General features: G+C 63.8%; 12 protein-coding genes. 6 read left to right on the top strand and 6 right to left on the bottom strand.

The window, feature by feature from the left end:
• Positions 1-66: 66 nt before the first annotated feature.
• The 4 genes from P9272_RS17295 to P9272_RS17280 form a co-directional block, all read right to left on the bottom strand.
• Positions 67-1,725 (bottom strand): VWA domain-containing protein, encoded by a 1,659-nt coding sequence (locus tag P9272_RS17295; protein WP_278161448.1) that lies wholly within the window; start codon positions 1,723-1,725, stop codon positions 67-69.
• 161 nt (positions 1,726-1,886) lie between these two features.
• Positions 1,887-2,885 (bottom strand): GlxA family transcriptional regulator, encoded by a 999-nt coding sequence (locus tag P9272_RS17290; RefSeq protein WP_040988147.1) that lies wholly within the window; start codon positions 2,883-2,885, stop codon positions 1,887-1,889.
• A 14-nt stretch (positions 2,886-2,899) separates the two neighbouring features.
• The gene (folD, locus tag P9272_RS17285) at positions 2,900-3,799 is read right to left on the bottom strand and encodes a bifunctional methylenetetrahydrofolate dehydrogenase/methenyltetrahydrofolate cyclohydrolase FolD (protein ID WP_278161447.1); all 900 of its coding nucleotides are present in this window, start codon (positions 3,797-3,799) and stop codon (positions 2,900-2,902) included.
• A gap of 229 nt (positions 3,800-4,028) precedes the next feature.
• Complete coding sequence (locus tag P9272_RS17280; RefSeq protein WP_278161446.1) at positions 4,029-5,021, bottom strand: hypothetical protein; 993 nt, start codon at positions 5,019-5,021, stop codon at positions 4,029-4,031.
• A gap of 216 nt (positions 5,022-5,237) precedes the next feature.
• Between P9272_RS17280 and proC the strand changes: the two genes are divergently transcribed.
• Entirely contained in the window at positions 5,238-6,053 is an 816-nt protein-coding gene (gene proC / locus P9272_RS17275) for a pyrroline-5-carboxylate reductase (RefSeq protein ID WP_278161445.1), read from the top strand.
• On the opposite strand, the gene P9272_RS17270 is transcribed toward proC, so the two are convergent.
• Positions 6,001-7,368, bottom strand: coding sequence for an NAD(P)H-dependent oxidoreductase (locus tag P9272_RS17270; protein ID WP_278161444.1), 1,368 nt, complete (start codon positions 7,366-7,368; stop codon positions 6,001-6,003). The two genes, proC and P9272_RS17270, sit on opposite strands and share 53 nt — an antisense overlap.
• Positions 7,369-7,781: 413 nt before the next feature.
• Between P9272_RS17270 and P9272_RS17265 the strand changes: the two genes are divergently transcribed.
• Genes P9272_RS17265 through P9272_RS17250 form a run of 4 tightly spaced genes read left to right on the top strand, consistent with a single transcriptional unit; the run spans position 7,782 to position 13,337 of the window.
• Complete coding sequence (locus P9272_RS17265; protein WP_278161443.1) at positions 7,782-9,230, top strand: TolC family outer membrane protein; 1,449 nt, start codon at positions 7,782-7,784, stop codon at positions 9,228-9,230.
• 40 nt (positions 9,231-9,270) lie between these two features.
• Positions 9,271-11,403, top strand: a complete 2,133-nt coding sequence (locus P9272_RS17260; protein WP_278161442.1) for a type I secretion system permease/ATPase — start codon at positions 9,271-9,273, stop codon at positions 11,401-11,403.
• A 13-nt stretch (positions 11,404-11,416) separates the two neighbouring features.
• A complete protein-coding gene (locus P9272_RS17255; RefSeq protein WP_278161441.1) occupies positions 11,417-12,706 on the top strand; it encodes an HlyD family type I secretion periplasmic adaptor subunit in 1,290 nt (429 codons plus the stop codon).
• Complete coding sequence (locus P9272_RS17250; protein WP_278161440.1) at positions 12,696-13,337, top strand: ribbon-helix-helix domain-containing protein; 642 nt, start codon at positions 12,696-12,698, stop codon at positions 13,335-13,337. The genes P9272_RS17255 and P9272_RS17250 overlap by 11 nt, the downstream gene beginning before the upstream one ends.
• Positions 13,338-13,438: 101 nt before the next feature.
• Here P9272_RS17250 and P9272_RS17245 read toward each other — a convergent pair whose 3' ends face one another.
• Positions 13,439-14,362 carry a transglutaminase-like cysteine peptidase gene (locus P9272_RS17245; protein ID WP_347404054.1) on the bottom strand — a complete coding sequence of 308 codons (924 nt, stop codon included), beginning with the start codon at positions 14,360-14,362 and terminating at the stop codon, positions 13,439-13,441.
• A 350-nt stretch (positions 14,363-14,712) separates the two neighbouring features.
• Between P9272_RS17245 and P9272_RS17240 the strand changes: the two genes are divergently transcribed.
• Positions 14,713-17,453, top strand: a 2,741-nt coding sequence (locus P9272_RS17240; protein WP_278161438.1) for a VCBS domain-containing protein, incomplete at its 3' end; no start/stop codon positions are given.

Genomic DNA, 17,453 nt, shown 5'->3' with positions numbered 1-17,453 from the left:
TGTTGGGGACTCAAAAGCAAAAGGGCGACTTTGAGCCGCCCCTTCTGTTTGTTCCGGCCGAAAAGACTACTGAACGGTGATCTCGCTCCGCTCGCCGGACTTGATCGTCACCGGCATTTCCTTGTCCTGGCCCTGGTCGGGGGCGTGCCGCACGACCACATAGTCGCCGGCGGGAATCGTCTGCTGCCAGCTGTCGCCATAGCTCAAGCCCAGCGACTTGCGCTTGCCCTCTATGTCCTTCTTCGACGAGAACACCTCGATCGAGTAAGCGCCGGGCGCCGACATCGCCAGCACGCCGGCGCCGAGCGTGACCTTGACGTCCTGGTTGTCGCCGGCCTTGATGCTGAAGGGCTGCTCGGCAACGGCAAGATCGAGGGTGGTGAGCGCGACGTAGTCGTCCGGCGGCAGCCAGAACTTGCTGTCCGGACCGTAGGAGTGCTCGACGCTCTCGCGGGAACCGTCGATCTTCTTCTTTGCCTTTACGATCTCGAAGCCGATGCCGGAATTGTCGGCCTTGTCACCGCCGGCGGTGTAGTAGGCGTTGAGCACGGCATGGCCGACGCCGACGACGACATCTCTCTCGACGGTCTGTCCAGCGGCAAGCTGCATGGTCTCGGTCACTGTGCCAGCGCCGATCTGCACCGTCACCTTTTGCTCGCCGGCAGGCACCGTGGCCTTGGCGTCGCCATAGTGGGTGGTGCTGCCGCCCGGATAGGCGAAGTCGACACGCGCCTCGCCGCTGATCTCCGATCCCTGGCTTGCATGCGGATGGATGAAGAGCGTACCGCCGTTGAGCGTGAACAGCGGCTTGTAAACCTGACCGGCCTCGATCTTGATCTTCTGCTCGCTTCTTGCCTCGTCGTCGCGGCCGACGACGACATAGTCGCCCGGTTCGAGGTTGGTTTTCAGCGCGCCATACTCGGTCATGACCTGATCGCCGCGCGAGCCGTCCGAGTTGGCCTTGTAGATTTCCCACGCATTGCTGTTGTCGGAGATCTCGGGACCTCCCTCGGCCATGACCACGCTCGGCATGAAGTTGAATTCAGGCTTGGCGGGCTCGGGCGCCGGCGCGGGTGCCGGAGCGGGCTGAGGCGCTGGCGCTGGAGCCGCCACGGTCTCCACCAGGGCGCCCTGCAGCGCCTTCTCGTCGGAAGCCTGGATGTATTTGCCGCCGGTATTTTCGGCGAGGCAGGCAATCTGCTTGCCTTCGTCGGCGGTCAGGCCGAAGCCGACGACATCGGCGGTGAAATCGACGCCGCTTTCCTTGAGCTCCTTGCCAAGCGCGCAGGGGTCGCCGCCGCAAGTCTCCAGGCCGTCGGTGATCAGCACCACCGTTGCCTTGTCCTCGGTGTATTTGAGCGCCTCGGCGGCCTGCTTGACGGCGGCCGTCAGCGGTGTCTTGCCCAGGAATTTCATGCTGTCGGCCGCCGCCGAAATGGCGCTGGCGGATCCGGCCTGCGGCGGCACGATCAGCTCGATGTCGTCGCAGCTGCCCTTGGTGCGATGGCCATAGGCCATGAGACCGATCTCGTGGTCGGCTGGAACCGACTGCAGCACCGTGCGCAGCGATTCGCGCGCGATCTCCAGCTTCGGCTTGCCGTCGATCTGCGCCCACATCGAGCCCGAAGCGTCCAGAATGATGATGACCTTGTTGGCGGCAAAGCCGAAACTGGTCATCGACAAAAGGAGGAACGCCGCAGCGGCGCTCCGTATCAGTCCCGTCATGGATGTCTCCTGATTATTCCCTCGTCCGCGCCCGGAAAGCTATTTTAGGTGGCCTGCGGAGACAAGCTGCAAAGCTGATGCATGTCGCGCAAAACGTGTGCGCCGGTTTGCGTGCGGCGCGACGCGTTCTGACTCAGGAGCCCGGCGTCTTCCCGCGGCAATCAGTAGGTGGTGCGCCGCTCTTCCGACGGCGGACGGCCGAACTGGAGCCGGTAGCTCTGCGCGAAATAGGAATGCGAGGTGAAGCCGGTGGCGATCGCCACGTCGAGGATCGGCATGTTGGTCTGGCGCAGCAATTCGCGCGCGCGTTCGAGCCTCAGCCGCATGTAATAGCGGCCTGGTGTCACGCTGAGGTGGCGCAAGAACAGGCGCTCGACCTGGCGCACCGACAGGCCCGCCGACTTGGCGAGCTGCACGGCGGACAACGGCTCGTCGAGATGGTCAGCCATCAGTTCGACGATGCGCCTGAGCTTCTCCGACTTGCCAGTGAGGTCGCGCTCCGGTCCGACCCGCTGGCGGTCCCCTGCCGAGCGGATGCGCTCATGCTGGAACTGGTTCGCGACGCCGTTGGCGAGGTTGGAGCCGAAATCGCCGCGCACGATCTCCAGCATCAGGTCGATCGAAGTGGTTCCGCCGGCGCAGGTGTAACGCTTGCGGTCGATCTCGAAGACGTTGCCGGTACAGTTGATGTCGGGGAAACGCTCCATGAAGCCGGCGCGGTTCTCCCAATGGATGGTGCAGCGATAGCCGTCCAACTGTCCGGCCTCGGCAAGAAGATAGGAGCCGACTGACAACGCGCCCAGCGCGTTGCCGCGCCGGCCCCAGCTGCGCAACGCCGCCAGCACCTTGCTCTTGCCGGGGAATTCCGTGGTGAGGCCGACCGAGACGAACAGGATGTCGACCGGCGGCATGTCGGCGACCGAATAGTCGATCTTGAGCGGAAGACCATTCGAGGCCATGACCGCGTCGCCATCGGCCGAAATGGTCGTCCAGCCGTAGAAGTCGCGGCCAAGCAGGCGGTTCGCCGAGCGGAAGCAGTCGATGGCCGCGGCCAGCGAGAACATCGAGAATTTGTCGACGAGCAGGAAGCCGAACTGACGGCCGCCCTGAACGGGATCGTTCGTGATCGGCCGTTCGATAGGAGCAGTAAGGTTCGGCAAGGATCTGCTTTCGATCAGAAGGACGGCCGCTTCAGCCTGGCGGCAAGGTAGGCGGAAGCTACAGTGTTGGCCATCAACATGGCAATGGTCATCGGCCCGACGCCGCCAGGCACCGGCGTGATGGCACCGGCCACCTTGACCGCCTCGGAATAGGCGACGTCGCCGACCAGGCGGCTCTTGCCCTCGCCCTTCTTGGGCGCCGGGATGCGGTTGATGCCGACGTCGATGACAGTCGCACCCGGCTTGACCCAATCGCCCTTGACCATCTCCGGACGGCCGACGGCCGCGACCAGGATATCGGCGGTGCGGGCCAGCGCCGGCAGGTCCTTGGTGCGGCTGTGGGCGATGGTGACGGTGCAGTTGGCGGCGAGCAGCAGGTTGGCCATCGGCTTGCCGACGATGTTGGAGCGGCCGACGACGACGGCGTTGAGGCCGGAAAGGTCCTTGCCGCGCACGCGCTCGATCAAAAGCATGGAGCCTGCGGGCGTGCAGGGCACGAAGGCGGTTTCCAGTTCGCCGGTGCCGAGCTTGCCGACATTGATGAAGTGGAAGCCGTCGACATCCTTCTCCGGCGCGATCGTCTGGATCACCTTGCCGGCGTCGATATGGCCGGGAAGCGGCAACTGCACGAGGATGCCGTGGATCGACTTGTCGGCGTTGAGATCGCCGATGATCTTCAGCAATTGCTCCTCGGTGGTATCGGCCGGCAGCGTATGCTGGAGCGAATGGAAGCCGCATTCCTTTGCGGTGCGCGACTTCGAGGCGACGTAGACCTGGCTTGCCGGATCTTCCCCGACGATGACCACCGCCAGACCGGGCTTCGTGGCACCCCTGGCAGCCAGCTCAGACGTCAGCGCCTTGACCTTCGAAACCACATCCTCGGCGACACGTTTTCCGTCGATCACTTCGGTCATCACGAACCCTCCATTTCGGGGCCACAACGATGCAGGCCCCATGCCATTAACCCGGCATCCCGTTCCGCCGACTCGGAGCGCGCGAGGCCGAAATGCAGCGCGGCATTTTCACGAAAATTCGACAAGGCAATCCCGTCAAAGCGTCGTCGGATGCCGTAAACCCGAAACCAGCCGCTTTTATCGAACCGCAAGCGGTTTAGAAACACGTCAATCCAGAAACACGGGCGCCTTAGAAATAGCGACGGCGCGAGCGGCTTTCGGTCAGCTCGCGAACCGCCTCGCGGAACTCGCGGAGGCTGGCGCGGATCTCGTCGATCTCTCCCTGGTGGTCGGCGACCGGCTGGCGAACCTCGCCGCTGGCAGGAAACTGCGGATGATCGGCTGCCGGCGGCGTCCGATGATGATCCTCGTAGGGATCGGCCCACGCATGGTCGGGCCGATAGGAATAGGAATACCCCTGCTCGTATGGCGGCCGGACATTCTCCCGCGCCGATAGTTGACCTCCAAGATAGCGCTCTTCCCGGTCAGGCGCGCGCCAGACGCTTTCGGGAGGGACAGAGTCCCAATCCACCGTTTCAGCGGCCTCCCGGCGCACGAAATAGCGAACGGCCGAAGCCAGCGATCTGAAAAGCCCCGGTCGGCCGGTGTCATTGGCTGACACCGGTGGCGGCGTGACGGATTGCGCCGGAGCGAGCGCGGCAGCCGCGACCAGCGGAGGGGCCGCAGGCGAGGCGGGTGGCGGCCGGAAATTCTCTGGCGCCTTGGTCGCGGCCCCGATATAGCGCCCTTCCCAATCGGGCGCGCGCCAGACGCTTTCGGGCGGGGCAGAGTCCATATCCACCGTTTCGGCCGGCTCGCGCCGCACGAAGTAACGAAGCGCCGAGGTCAGCGATCCGAAAAGCCCCAGACGGACGGCGTCGTCGGCCGGCACCTGCGGCGGCGTGATGGGCTGCGCCGGAGGCGGGGCCGCGGCCGACACCTGCGAAGGAGCTGCAGGCGAGGCAGGCGGCGGCCGAAAAGACGCGGCATCATCGGGCTGCGGTTTCAACCTCGCTTCGCGCTCGGAACGCGCCGCCCGATGGTGCGCGGCAGCATCCTCGCGCCATGAAGAGTTGGCCCGATCGCCGATCGAAACCGTGCTGTCGTCGCCGCGCATGACCCGACCGAGCGCAAGCAGGGAGCGCTCGCGCCACCAGTCATCACGATTATCCCTGTCGACCATTGTCCTGGAACTACTCTCTGGCGGCGTGGGCGCGGCGGATCGGCCAATCGTTAAGCCACGCTAAACAGGCATAGGAAACAAACGGTTAATTTTTGCGCCTCGGCGGGTGTTCGGCTTGGCATTTCAGCGCCGCCAGGACAGGCGCCATTCCCCGGAAAACTCCTCACACTTTTCCTGGAATTGCTCTAAAGGAGAGCCTTCTTGCGGAGGTTTTTCATGACGATCAGGCTCGTTCTCGCCGGGTGCGGCAATATGGGTTACGCCATGCTCTCAGGCTGGCTGAAGTCCGCAAGGATCGAGCCGTCGGCCGTGTTCGTGGTTGAGCCCAACGCACAACTGCGTCATCGGGCAGAGCATCTCGGCTGCCGCGTTTCTGCCGACGCCGAGGCTATCCCGGCCGATGCCGTGCCCGATCTCGTCGTCATTGCGGTAAAGCCGCAGGTGATCCGTGAGGTGACGGCGCACTACAAGCGCTTCGGCGATGGCAGGACGACTTTCCTCAGCATCGCCGCCGGCACGCCGGTCGCCACCTTCGAGGAGATCCTGGGCGAGCTCGCGCCGGTCGTCCGCTGCATGCCGAACACGCCGGCCGCGATCGGCAAGGGCATGATGGTGGTGTTTTCCAATCCCCTGGTCTCCGACGACGTCCGGCGCTTCGTCCTTGAGTTGCTTTCGGCAAGCGGTGTCGTGACGACGATCGACGACGAACGCCTCATGGACGCAGTGACGGCGGTCTCCGGCTCCGGCCCGGCCTATGTCTTCCACTTCATCGAGGCGCTGACGGTTGCGGCCGAGAAGGCCGGCCTTCCGGCGGAAACAGCCAAGCTTCTTGCCATGCAAACCGTTTTCGGCGCTTCCTCGCTCGCTGCTGAAAGCGACGAGGACCCCGGCGTGCTGCGCCAGCAGGTGACCAGCCCGAACGGCACGACGGCCGCCGCGCTTGCGGTGTTGATGGGCGGCGATCGCCTGACGAAGCTCGTCACCGAAGCCGTGGAAGCGGCGCGGCTGCGGTCGATAGAGTTGGGGAAGTAGGTCCCGCTCCGTAGAGCATGTCATCCTGCAGGCGGCGCAAGGCGTAGAGTCTCGTCGTCTGGTCCGGTGCTGCATTGTCCGCCGTCAGCAACTCACCTTTCCTGACGGGCTTCAGCACCTTGCCGCCTTCGAGCAAGCCAACCGGGACGGCGCGGCTTGCCCGGGCATCGCCAACGGTCATAGTCCAGGAGCGGTAGCAGGTCTCGCCGATGGCATCGAAGGTCTCCCCGGCGGCAAGGTCGCGCTTGGCGACCGCGCAGACTTCGGCCACCGGCCTCGGCAGGGGCACCATGTCGGGCTTGCCGTGGAGCACGATGCGGGCGGCGGTCAGCGGCACCTCCAGCGAGGTCAGGTGATAGGGCCGGAACAAGCCGTAATAGGGGCCGTGACCGACATGGAGATCGTCCATGCGCTCGACGACGCGCGGATGCATCGCCTCGACGATGACGAAGACGCCCGGCGCCACGCCCTTGCCGATCGTGTAGTCGACGACTCCCTTCCTCGACAGGAGACCGCCATCCTCTTTCGGGATCAGCACCTTGGCCAGTTGATCGCGATCGGCCTTGGGGCCGTGCATGCCGGGAATATCCGGGACAAGGCCGGTGGCATTGGCGATCGCGCACATCTCGACCATGGTCTTCGAGCCGTCGACGAACTCGACCAGCATGCGCGGATTCATGTTGCGGCGCTCCGCCTCCTCCCGGTAGTCGTCCGGAGCGGCATCGTGGTTGAGCGGGTTGTTCTTGCCCTTGCCGGCCGCGACGATGCTTAACCCGAGCGCCGAGGCGAATTCGATCAGTTCCATGCAGCTTGACGGCTCGTCGCCCGCGCCGACCGAGTAGACTACACCCAGCCGGTCGGCCTGCTGCTTCAGGTAACAGCCGATGGTCACGTCGGCCTCGACATTCATCATCACCAGATGCTTGCCATGCTCCATGGCCATCAGATCGAAATCAGCGGCGACGCCCGGTTTGCCGGTGGCGTCGATGACGACGTCGATCAGCGGATTGGTGACCAGCATCTCGTTCGAGGTGATGGCGATCCTGCCGCCCTCGATCGCCTGGGTGACCTTGGAGGCGGTTTCGGCTTCGGCGGCCATCGCCTCGTCGCCATAGGCGATGCGGATCGCCTCGCGGGCGGTGTGCGGGCGCCGCGTGGAAATGGCCGCGATCGACATACCCGGCATCAGCATGCCCTGAGTGACCAGATCGGTCCCCATCTCGCCGGAGCCGATGACACCGATGCGCACCGGCCTGCCTTCGGCGGCGCGCCGGGCTAGATCACGGGCAAGCCCGGTCAGGGCGACATTGGTCATGCAAGAAGATCCACTGCTTTTCGATCCGGCCCGCAATACAGGGAACGATCACCGTTTGCCAACCAAACCAGAGCGACATGGCGATTTCTTGCGCATTGTTTGCAAAGGTGCCGCAGATTTCCTCGGAGCCTGTATCTAGAGGCCGCGCGATTCGCCATTTGTTTCAGGCCATTAACCATTGCAATCCGCTTTGAATCGAAAATCCCCGGCCGCAGCGCTCCCGGTTTCTGTGCCATTTTTGCTACAGGCTTTGGCCCTAATGCCCGGAATCGCACTTTTGAGGTGTGTCTAATCCATTATACCCTCACACCCGCGAAAAATCTGATAGATACTGGCGGAAAGCTCCGGTGGCAGGCTTGGGCAAATAAGCGCCAATAGAAAAATAAATGGCGCGGGGATAGCACGGGGTAGAAATGACCAGGACGGGTAAAGTGACCGTCGGCTGGCGGTTTGCGCTTGCCGTTACGGTGTCGATGCTGGCTTGCGGTAGCGCCAGCGCACTCACACTCAAAGAAGCCGTTGCCGTCGCAGTGGAATCCAATCCGGAGATTGGCCAGGCGATCGAAAACCGCGAAGCTATCGAATTCGAGCTGCGCCAGGCGAAAGGTCTTTATCTTCCGAGCGTCGATCTGGAAGCGTCGACAGGCGTTCGCCGCCTGGACAATGACACACGGCGCGCGCTCAATGAGGATCACAAAGCCCTCTATCCGAACGAGGCAGACCTTACCGTCTCGCAGACGCTTTACGACAGCGGCGCAAGGCGGGCGGAGCTGAACCGCCAGGCCTCGCGGGTCGATGGCGCCTCCTTCCGGGTTCTGGAGCGGTCCGAGTTCATCGGGCTCGCAGTCGTCCAGGACTATCTGGAATACATGCTGCAGGCCTCGATCGTAGCCGAGGCCAAGAAGAACCTTGGCTTCCATCAGTCCATTCTCAGCGACATCAGGCAAGGCATCGCGGGCGGCGCGCTCAACGACGCCGACCGTCAGCAGGCCGAGGAACGCCTTTTTGCCGCCAAGGCGCGGATGCAGGAGGCTACCGAAGAACTCGAGGCGGCCAAGATCCGCTTCTTCAAGAATGTCGGCAAACCCCTGATCAGCCCGTCGCGTCCGGCCGACGTCTCGGCCGCCCTGCCGCGTTCGCTGGACGATGCGATCGGGCTCGCCAGACAGAACAATCCGCGCGTCCATATGGCCAACAGCGATATCGACGCCGCTGCTTCGCTGGTCGACGCGGCGCGGGCGAAATACGGCCCGACGATCACCGCCGAGGGTGTAGCCCGCGGCGGGTACGATATAGACGGCGACAATGGTGACACGAGCGACCTTCAGGCTCGGGTGGTGCTGCGCTGGAATCTGTACCGCGGCGGCATCGACAAGGCCAATGAGCAGGAACAGATCCGCCGCACCAGCGAGCAGCGCCTTGCGATGCATCAGGTGCTGCGTGAAATCGAGGAAGCCGTCCGCACCTCGTGGGACCGCAGGTTCCGCCAGGCGGAGCTCGCAAAGACGCTGCGACAGCAGGCAGCCACCAATGAAAAGCTCGTGGCTTCCTATCGCGAGCAATTCAAGGTCGGGCAGCGTTCGCTGCTCGATGTGCTCGATGCGCAGAACACGCGCTTCAACACCGCAACGCTGGCCGACACCTCGTCCTACGCGTCGCTGTTTGCGCAATACCGGCTGCTTGCCGCAACCGGCGAATTGCTGAAGACGCTGAACATCCAGCCGCCAAAGCAGGCCACTGCGTATGCGCAGACCGAGTTCGGGACGCCCGCGACGGCTGACACCGAAACCTATGCGCGGACTCCGTCGGAACAGAAGAACGACCTGCCGTTCGACATCCTCGCGCCGGTCAGGAAGAAGTAACCGATGTAAGCATCGATCTTGCAGTCCTTCGGGGCAGATCGTGAACCAGCAACCTCATATCCTGTCGCCCAAGGAGGCCTTCAAGGCCTGCTTCTGCGCCGTTGCGGCCTATCTCGGCAGGCCGAGCGCGGAAACGGTGCTGTTTGCCGGCGTGCCGATTTCGGAGACTCGCATCGAGCCGGATGAAATCCGCCATCTGGCCGAGCGCATCGGCCTCGAGGTCCAGGACTTCAACCACCGCGATTTCCTGCGCGGGCGCTTCGATCTTCCGGCGATCGTCTTCCGCGTCAGCCATTTGCCGGTCGCTCTCCTGGCGGAAATCGAGGGCGGGCAATACCTGACGGCGCCCCAGGAAAACGGCCGCACCACGATCGACAGGCAGGAACTCGCCGAGAACTACATCAGCGGCGGCACATCCTTTTCGATCACCTATGCCAACACGGCCGAAGAGATGACCGTCGGCACAGCCGCGCGGATCGAAAGGCGGCACTGGCTGACCGGCACCATGGGGGCGTTCTGGCGCACCTACTCCAAGGTGGTGCTATCGGCGGTCTTCATCAATCTGCTGGCGATCGCCTCGCCGATCTTCACCATGAATGTCTACGACCGCATCCTGCCCAACAAGGCGATCTCCACGCTTTGGGTGCTGGCGCTCGGCATCGGCGCGGCCATCCTGTTCGACCTGCTCCTCAAGACGGCCAGGGCGTCGCTGATCGACTATGCCGGACGCAAAGCGGATCTGCGGATATCGTATCTGCTGTTCGAAAAGGTGCTGAATTCCTCGCTTTCGGCCCGGCCCGGATCGACGGGTGAATATGCAAACCGTGTCACGCAGTACGAGTTCGTGCGCGAGTTCTTCACTTCGAACACCATCAGCGTCTTCATCGACACGATGTTCGTGTTTGTCTTTCTGGCTGTGATCTATGCCATTGGCGGCTGGCTGGTGATCATACCGGCGCTGGCCTTCGTCATCTCCGTCTTCGTCGGGCTGATAACGCAGCGGCGGATCGGCAAGCGGGTCGCGGCCTCGATGAACGAGGCATCGCAGCGCCAGGCCCTGCTGGTCGAATCCATTTCCACGCTGGAGACGATCAAGTCGCTACGCGCCGAGGCCTATCTGCTGCGCAAATGGGGCGAGCACTCGAAGAACGCGGCCAACACGTCGGAGAAGATCAAGGAACTCTCGGCGGCGGCGGGCAACATCACCGGCGCCATCCAGCAATTCGTGACGGTCGCCCTGGTTGTGGCCGGCGCATATGCCTTCTCCGAAGGACAGGTCTCGACGGGGGCCATCATCGGTACCGTGATGCTCGCCGGCCGCGCCGTGGCCCCGCTCGGCCAGATCGCGATCACGCTTGCGCGTTTCCGGCAGGCGATGCTGTCGCTCAGGATCATCAACACGATCATGTCGCAGCCGGAGGACCGCCCCGATACAGTCGGTTTCGTCAACCGGCCGATCCGCAGCGGCGCGCTCGTCTTCAGGAATGTCGGTTTCGCCTATCCCGGCACGGAAAACGAGGTTCTGAGCGGGCTCAACATCGCGGTCAAGCCTGGCGAGCGGGTCGGCATCATCGGCCGCATCGGCTCTGGCAAGACCACGATGGGCCGGCTGATCGGGCGGCTTTTCCTGCCGACGTCGGGGGAGCTGCTCATCGACGGCATCGACATCCGCCAATACCACCCGTCGGAGGTTCGCGCCGCCGTCGGCATCGTCGCGCAGGCCGGCGACCTGTTTTCGGGAACCATCAAGGAGAACCTCCTGATGGCGGCGCCGGAAGCGACCGACGAGGAGATTATCGACGCGGCGAAGGCCGCGGGCGTCGACGACTTCGTCTCGCGGCATCCGCGCGGCTACGACATGAATGTCGGCGAGCGCGGCACCAATCTCTCGGGCGGACAAAGGCAGTCGGTAGCAATCGCCCGGCTGCTTTTGACGAAGCCGAAGATCGTCTTCCTTGACGAGCCGTCGGGTTCGATGGACCTCGCCTCGGAACGGCAGTTGATCAAGCAGCTCAAGGTGGCGTTCGACCGCAGCACGACACTGATCGTATCGACCCATCGCTACAGCATGCTGGAGCTGGCCGACCGCCTCATTGTCATCGATCAAGGCCGCGTCGTCGCAGACGGGCCAAAGGAACAAGTCATTCAGGCACTGCAGAAAGGCAGTGCCTGACCGGAACGCAAACATGCTTGCAAGGAAAGACCGGCCACCTCTTTTCGCCTCGGCGTCCGTCTACATCGTCGGCGCCCTGTTCGTGTGCTTCACGGGCTGGGCATCCTTTGCCGAGGTGGACGAGATCGCGCGCGGCGAAGGCAAGGTGATACCCGCCTCGAAGACGCAGGTCATCCAGGCCAGCGAGCCCGGCGTCGTGCAGGAGATCGCCGTCCAGATCGGCCAGACCGTCAAGAAGAACGACCTCATCATCCGTCTCGACAATTCGGGCAACACGTCGAGCCTGGGCGAGGAGAAGGCCAAGGCGCGAGCGCTGCAGGCACGCATCGCGCGGCTGCAGTTCGAGCAGAGCGGCAACGTCGAAGGGGCCTTCCCCTGCCCCGCGGAAATCCAGACGGTTGCGCCGGAAATCTGCGATAACGAGCAAAAGCTGCTTGTGGCGCGCCGCGACAATTTCGAGGTCAAGCTGTCGGTTCTCAAATCGCGCCTCGACCAGCGCGAGAAGGAGCTGGACGAGGCCACCGCCAATTCCGACCGCCTGTCCAAGAGCCTGGCCGTGACCGACCAGGAAGCGGCGCTGGTGGAACCCATGGTCAAGAAGGGCCTGATGGCCAGGACCGAGCAGATCCGCGTCGAGCGCGAGCAGACCGATCTGCACGGACAGCTGGCGCTCGCCGGAGAAACCATCAAGAAGACCCAAGCGGCAATCACCGAGGCGCAGCTTCAGGTGAACGAGCTCGGCCTGCAATTGCAGCAGGAAGCGCTGAGCGACCTGACGCAAGCGCTGGCCGATCTTTCCGTCGTCGACGAGACAATCCGCGGCGCCACCGACAAGGTCGCGCGCACCGATATACGCTCGCCGGTCGACGGGATCGTCAACACGCTCGACGTCAACACGCTCGGCGCCTTCGTGCAGCCAGGCGCGGTCGTGGCCGGCATCGTGCCGACATCCGAGACGCTGCTGGTCGAGGCCAGGGTTTCGCCGCGCGACGTCGCCTTCATCCAGCCGAACCAGGAGGCGCTGATCAAGGTCACCGCCTATGACTTCTCGATCTTCGGCGGCATCGAGGGCAAGGTCTCCAATATCACCGCCGACAGCCTCGTGGACCAGAAGACCGGCGAGCCCTATTACCAGGTGCGCGTCGCCACCGAGAAGTCGACGCTGACAAGGAACGGCAAGACCTATTCGATCATCCCCGGCATGATCTGCTCGGTCGACATCAAGACCGGACGCAAGACGATCCTCAACTATCTCTTGAAGCCGATCAACAAGGCGCGTCAGGAGGCGATGAGTGAACGGTAGCGCCATCCGCCCGGACACTCCGCGCGAACGGCTGCTGCCGGCGCTCGCGGCCGAGGATTTCGGCCCGGAGTTCCGCGTCGTGGCGCGCGGGGGCGTGCGTCGCGGCATCCGGCTGGAGCGTGCCTTCTGGGTGTCGCTGAAGCAGATGGCGGAAAGCCGCAAATGCACGATCGGCATGCTGGTCGAGGAGATCGCCGAACATCATCCCGACCAGGGCAACCTCACCTCGGCGATCCGGGTCGCCTGCATGCGCGGCCTCGCCGAGGAAAGCATGGAATTGCGCAAGCTCGCCTCGATCCGCACCATCAACGCCATCCTGGTCGCCTGCCCTTCACCGGCCTTCGCGCTGTCCTCGTCAAAGAAGATCCTGGCCTTCAACACGCCGTTCCAGCAACTGGTCAGGCGCCAGTTGCCGAGCGCGCCCGGAGAAGACGGGCGGCAGGATTTGAAGCTGGCGCTCGATCTCAACGTCACCGACATCTTCGCCAGGCTCGACGCCAATGGCGAAACGCCGGTCACCAGCGGCTTCGTCATCGGCGCTGGCGAGCGGCGCTATCGTGGCCAGCTCAGCGCCGTGCGCGCGCCTGTCGCCGAGCCTGAACTTCTGATGGCCTTCGTCTTCAACGGCTGAGCATTTCTTGCAGCCAAGCGTCGTCGCTTGGCCTCGCACAACTGCAGCTAAAGCAAAGAAAGAGCGGTCCGCATTTCCGTGAAACGGCGAATCGCTCCACCCTACTCGCTCAGGCTTGAAGCGACGGATGCTTCCGGCATCCCTTCGCCAGGCGCCACCGTCGTAAGACCGCCAGCGACGTCAGCAACCTGCGCGCCAGACTTCGAGCCGTGGATCCAAGCGCGATCCGTGCTGAAGGAGTAAAGGGGAACATAGTCTGGCAGCTGGGTATCAACCAGGACGAGGTTGCTGAGACTATCGAGGATGAAGTTGCCGCTTCCCGTGCTCACCGACACAACGGCGTGGAAGAACTTGCGACGTCGATCCTGCAGCACGACGAGCGACATGCTTTGCGCGGGAATCCCGGCGCGCAACAGCGCCGCCATCTTCAGTATGGCGTAATCCTCGCAATCGCCGGCGCGGTGTTCGAGGACTTCCGAAGGCGTCGCCCAATGGTCGAGCTCGCCGTAGACTGCCATGTCCGATTTGTAGGCGATCAGGCGGTTGATGCTGCTGTTGATGAAAGACAGCTTCTCGCGGAAACCCTTCTTCGTCGCGATGTCGACGATCTCGCCGAAGACCGCGTTCTTGCGATCGCAGGCGCTGCCTGCCGTGCAGGCGACGATCGCCTTGTAAACCGGGGCCCAGTGCGCCGCGACCGGGAAGTTGCGCATCGACAACGCAACCGATCCGAATACGCCGGGGATGATTGTGGCGGTCTGGATCGGGTCGATGCCGGGATCGGCCTTGGCGCCGGAAAGCGCTTCAACCTCGGCCGCCGGCGCGTAGCCAGCCGAAATCTCCGCGATGCGGTATGCGCCGGCTGGCTGCCAGGGCAGCGGCCGGGCCAGCGAAACGCCACCGAGGCTCGCCGGCGCAACCATCTTTTGCGGAACCGGTTCCGGGCCCGAATTCGCGCAAGCGGATGATGGATTTGCGAAGCCGGCAAGGCCGACAGCCAGCAAGAGAACCTTGATCCCCGTCATTCCCGGGGCTGCTTTTTGTATTTTCATAACGCCCACCTTTGATTGTGGACGCTACCAATCTTGTCTCAAATTATCGGAAAGGAAGGTGGGTAAATTTCCGCGAATCACGCTGTTCTATTTTTTGTCAAATTTTATTCGAATTTATACTTTCATTTACCAAACCAGCGCCGCGCGCCGCAGCCGATCCCGCGCCCCTTAAGATCATGCATAGCCGAGTATATCATCGTAATTTACCAAGTGTAAAAAATGCGTTTCTCTACATATTTGAATATATGAAATGGATGGAAGGTCTGTTGCAAAGTCCGGGCCTCACATGTCTCTTTCCGGGAAATGCCGGAGGGGCTTGAGCTATGACGACCAATATCGAATTCGACGCCGTTTCAAATTCCTGGGACGAGCACACCAGCGCCGCTGAAAACCATATCTCGACGGGCGTCCAGGTCGCGCAGGCGACCACCGGCCAAGCGGCGAGCGAGCCCGTGCCGGTCGATGTCGGCAGCGGCGCGCCGGCGCAGGGCGCGGCCAATGCGCCGGCCGCGAACCAGCCGGCAGCCAATGCCCCCGCCGCCAATGCGCCGGCTGCCAATGCCGCCCAAGGAAACGCACCGGCAGCGCCGGCGGCCAATGCCGCGGCGACGAACGTTCCGCATGAATACCATGCCGACGCCGGCAATATCGTGAAGCTTCCGGCCAATGTCTCAATCGACAACATCAAGGTCGACGGCCACAATCTGGTGCTGGTGCAGCCCGACGGATCCGAGATCGTCATCAAGGATGGCGCGCTGAACGTGCCGACCTTCATCCTCGGCGACGTCGAAGTGCCGCGCGTGGCCCTGATCGCCGCCCTTGAATCGAGCCATATCAATGTCGCCTTCGGCGCCGACGGCTCGATCTCGGCCGGCGGCAACGGCGCGCCAGGCAGCGCGGGCGGGAATTTCGAACATCCCGCAGGCGATATCGGCAATGGCTTCGGCCTGACCGCGCTGCTACCGCCGACAGACCTGGCGTTCGGCCAGCCGGAGCATCGCGAGCTGTTCCCGGGGTTGGCACCGAACCACACGCCGACGATTCTCGACCTGACGCCTTCAATCGACGGGGGCGACACCACCGTCAACGAGAAGGGCCTGCCGGCAAGCTCCGGCTCGGAAGGTTCGGGCGAGGCTCAGAATCCTGCGCCGAACACCGACCAGTCCGAGATCAACACCGGCACCTTCACCATCAACTCGCCCGACGGCATCGGCTCGGTGAATATCAACGGTGTGGTGATCTCGGGCGCAGCCCTTGCCAACAGCGGGTCGTCGCCGATCGATATCACCACGCCGCTCGGCAACTTGCTGATCATCAACGGCTACGACCCCGCTACCGGCCAGGTGAGCTACACCTATACACTGCTGCACGCCGAGCATCAGCCCAACCCCGGCACCGATTCCATCTTTGACAACATCACGGTGACAGTCACCGACGGCAACGGCGACGTCTCGCTTCCGGGCACGCTCTCGGTCCAGATCGTCGACGACGTGCCGACGGCGAACGCTGACGCCAACAGCGTCGCGGCAGGCAGCCATGCGGAGATTTCGGGCAATGTGATCACCGGCGTCGGCGAGACCGATCCGGCCACGAGCGCTGACGTGAAGGGCGCCGACGGCGCCAGCGTAACCTCGGCTTATGGTACAGGTGCGCCACAGGATGTGACATCCGCTGTCACAGGCACCACCATCGCGGGCCAGTACGGCACGCTGACCCTCTATTCGGACGGCCACTACACCTATGACCGCGCGGCGAACACCCCCGGCGGCGTGAGCGACGTGTTCCACTACACGCTTACCGATGGAGACGGCGACCAGTCGAGCACCACGCTGATGATCAATATCGGCAACGAGCCGCCGAAGCTGGGCGACATCCCGGCGGCGGGCGCGGACGGCGCGGTCGTCAACGAGGCGGGACTGGCGACCGGTACGCTCCATGACGGTTCGAACGCGACAAGCGGCACGATTTCGTTCTCGTCTCCGGACGGCGTCGGCTCGGTGTCGCTGGGCGGCAATGCGCTGTCGAGCGATGCGGCCAACCCGACTGTGTTCACGGCCGGTCCGGGGTCGAACGGCCAGGTGAGCGCCTACTACACCTATGACAGCGCGACCGGCACCGGGACCATTCACTACACCTACACGCTGACGGCGGACTATCTCGCCGCAGCCGGCGACAACGGCCCCAACGTTGAGGCCAATCCGAGCTTCACCGTCACGGTAACCGACCTCGACGGCCAGCCCGCATCGAGTACTCTGACGATCAACGTCATCGACGACGTGCCGACGGCGAAGGCCGACACGGACGCGGCGCAGTCGGGCGAGACGGTGACGGGCAATGTCGAGACCGGCACCAGCACCCATGGCACCGGCGCGGCCGACACGGCGGGCGCCGACGGCATCGCCTCGATCGCCTGGACCGGTTCGGTCACCAATGGCGGCATCACGACGGTCACCGGCACCTATGGCGTGCTGACGGTGCAGGCCGATGGCAGCTACAGCTACAAGGCCTTCGCCAACACTTCCGGAACGGACGTCTTCACCTACACCATCAAGGACGGCGACGGCGACACCTCGCCCTCGACGCTGACCATCAATGTGACCAACGGCCAGCCGCAGCCGGTGGCCGCGACGGGCCAGGTGGACGAATCCGGCCTTGCAACGATCGGCAGCCATGCCGGCGATCCGGCGCATCCGATCACGGCGACGGGCAACCTGACGCTCGGCGATCCGAACAGCCCTGTCGTGACCGGCGCGAGCGGCACGGGCGGCTCGGGCACCGCCGACGGCTCGACCCACATCCAGGGCACCTACGGCTACCTGACGATCGACAGCGCGGGTCACTACACCTACACGCTGACCACGCCGGAGGGGAACGTTCCGGCCGGCGACAACGGCACCAACATCCAGAGCGGCACCGATGCCTTCACCTATACGGTGCAGGATGCCTTCGGGAACACCAACACCTCGACCATCACCATCTCCATCAAGGACGACGTGCCGACGGCGAAGGCCGACACGGACGCGGCGCAGTCGGGCGAGACGGTGACGGGCAATGTCGAGACCGG

It is taken from the genome of Mesorhizobium sp. WSM4976 (genome assembly GCF_029625685.1).
Taxonomy (GTDB): domain Bacteria; phylum Pseudomonadota; class Alphaproteobacteria; order Rhizobiales; family Rhizobiaceae; genus Mesorhizobium.
Note: the sequence above shows the minus strand (reverse complement) of the source record. Positions and strands in the feature narration are given on the sequence as shown.

Coding starts and splice junctions, on each gene's coding strand:
- P9272_RS17295 (WP_278161448.1), bottom strand. CDS start 1,725: ATGACGGGACTGATACGGAGCGCCGCTGCGGCGTTCCTCCTTTTGTCG.
- folD (WP_278161447.1), bottom strand. CDS start 3,799: ATGACCGAAGTGATCGACGGAAAACGTGTCGCCGAGGATGTGGTTTCG.
- P9272_RS17280 (WP_278161446.1), bottom strand. CDS start 5,021: ATGGTCGACAGGGATAATCGTGATGACTGGTGGCGCGAGCGCTCCCTG.
- proC (WP_278161445.1), top strand. CDS start 5,238: ATGACGATCAGGCTCGTTCTCGCCGGGTGCGGCAATATGGGTTACGCC.
- P9272_RS17270 (WP_278161444.1), bottom strand. CDS start 7,368: ATGACCAATGTCGCCCTGACCGGGCTTGCCCGTGATCTAGCCCGGCGC.
- P9272_RS17265 (WP_278161443.1), top strand. CDS start 7,782: ATGACCAGGACGGGTAAAGTGACCGTCGGCTGGCGGTTTGCGCTTGCC.
- P9272_RS17255 (WP_278161441.1), top strand. CDS start 11,417: ATGCTTGCAAGGAAAGACCGGCCACCTCTTTTCGCCTCGGCGTCCGTC.
- P9272_RS17245 (WP_347404054.1), bottom strand. CDS start 14,362: ATGACGGGGATCAAGGTTCTCTTGCTGGCTGTCGGCCTTGCCGGCTTC.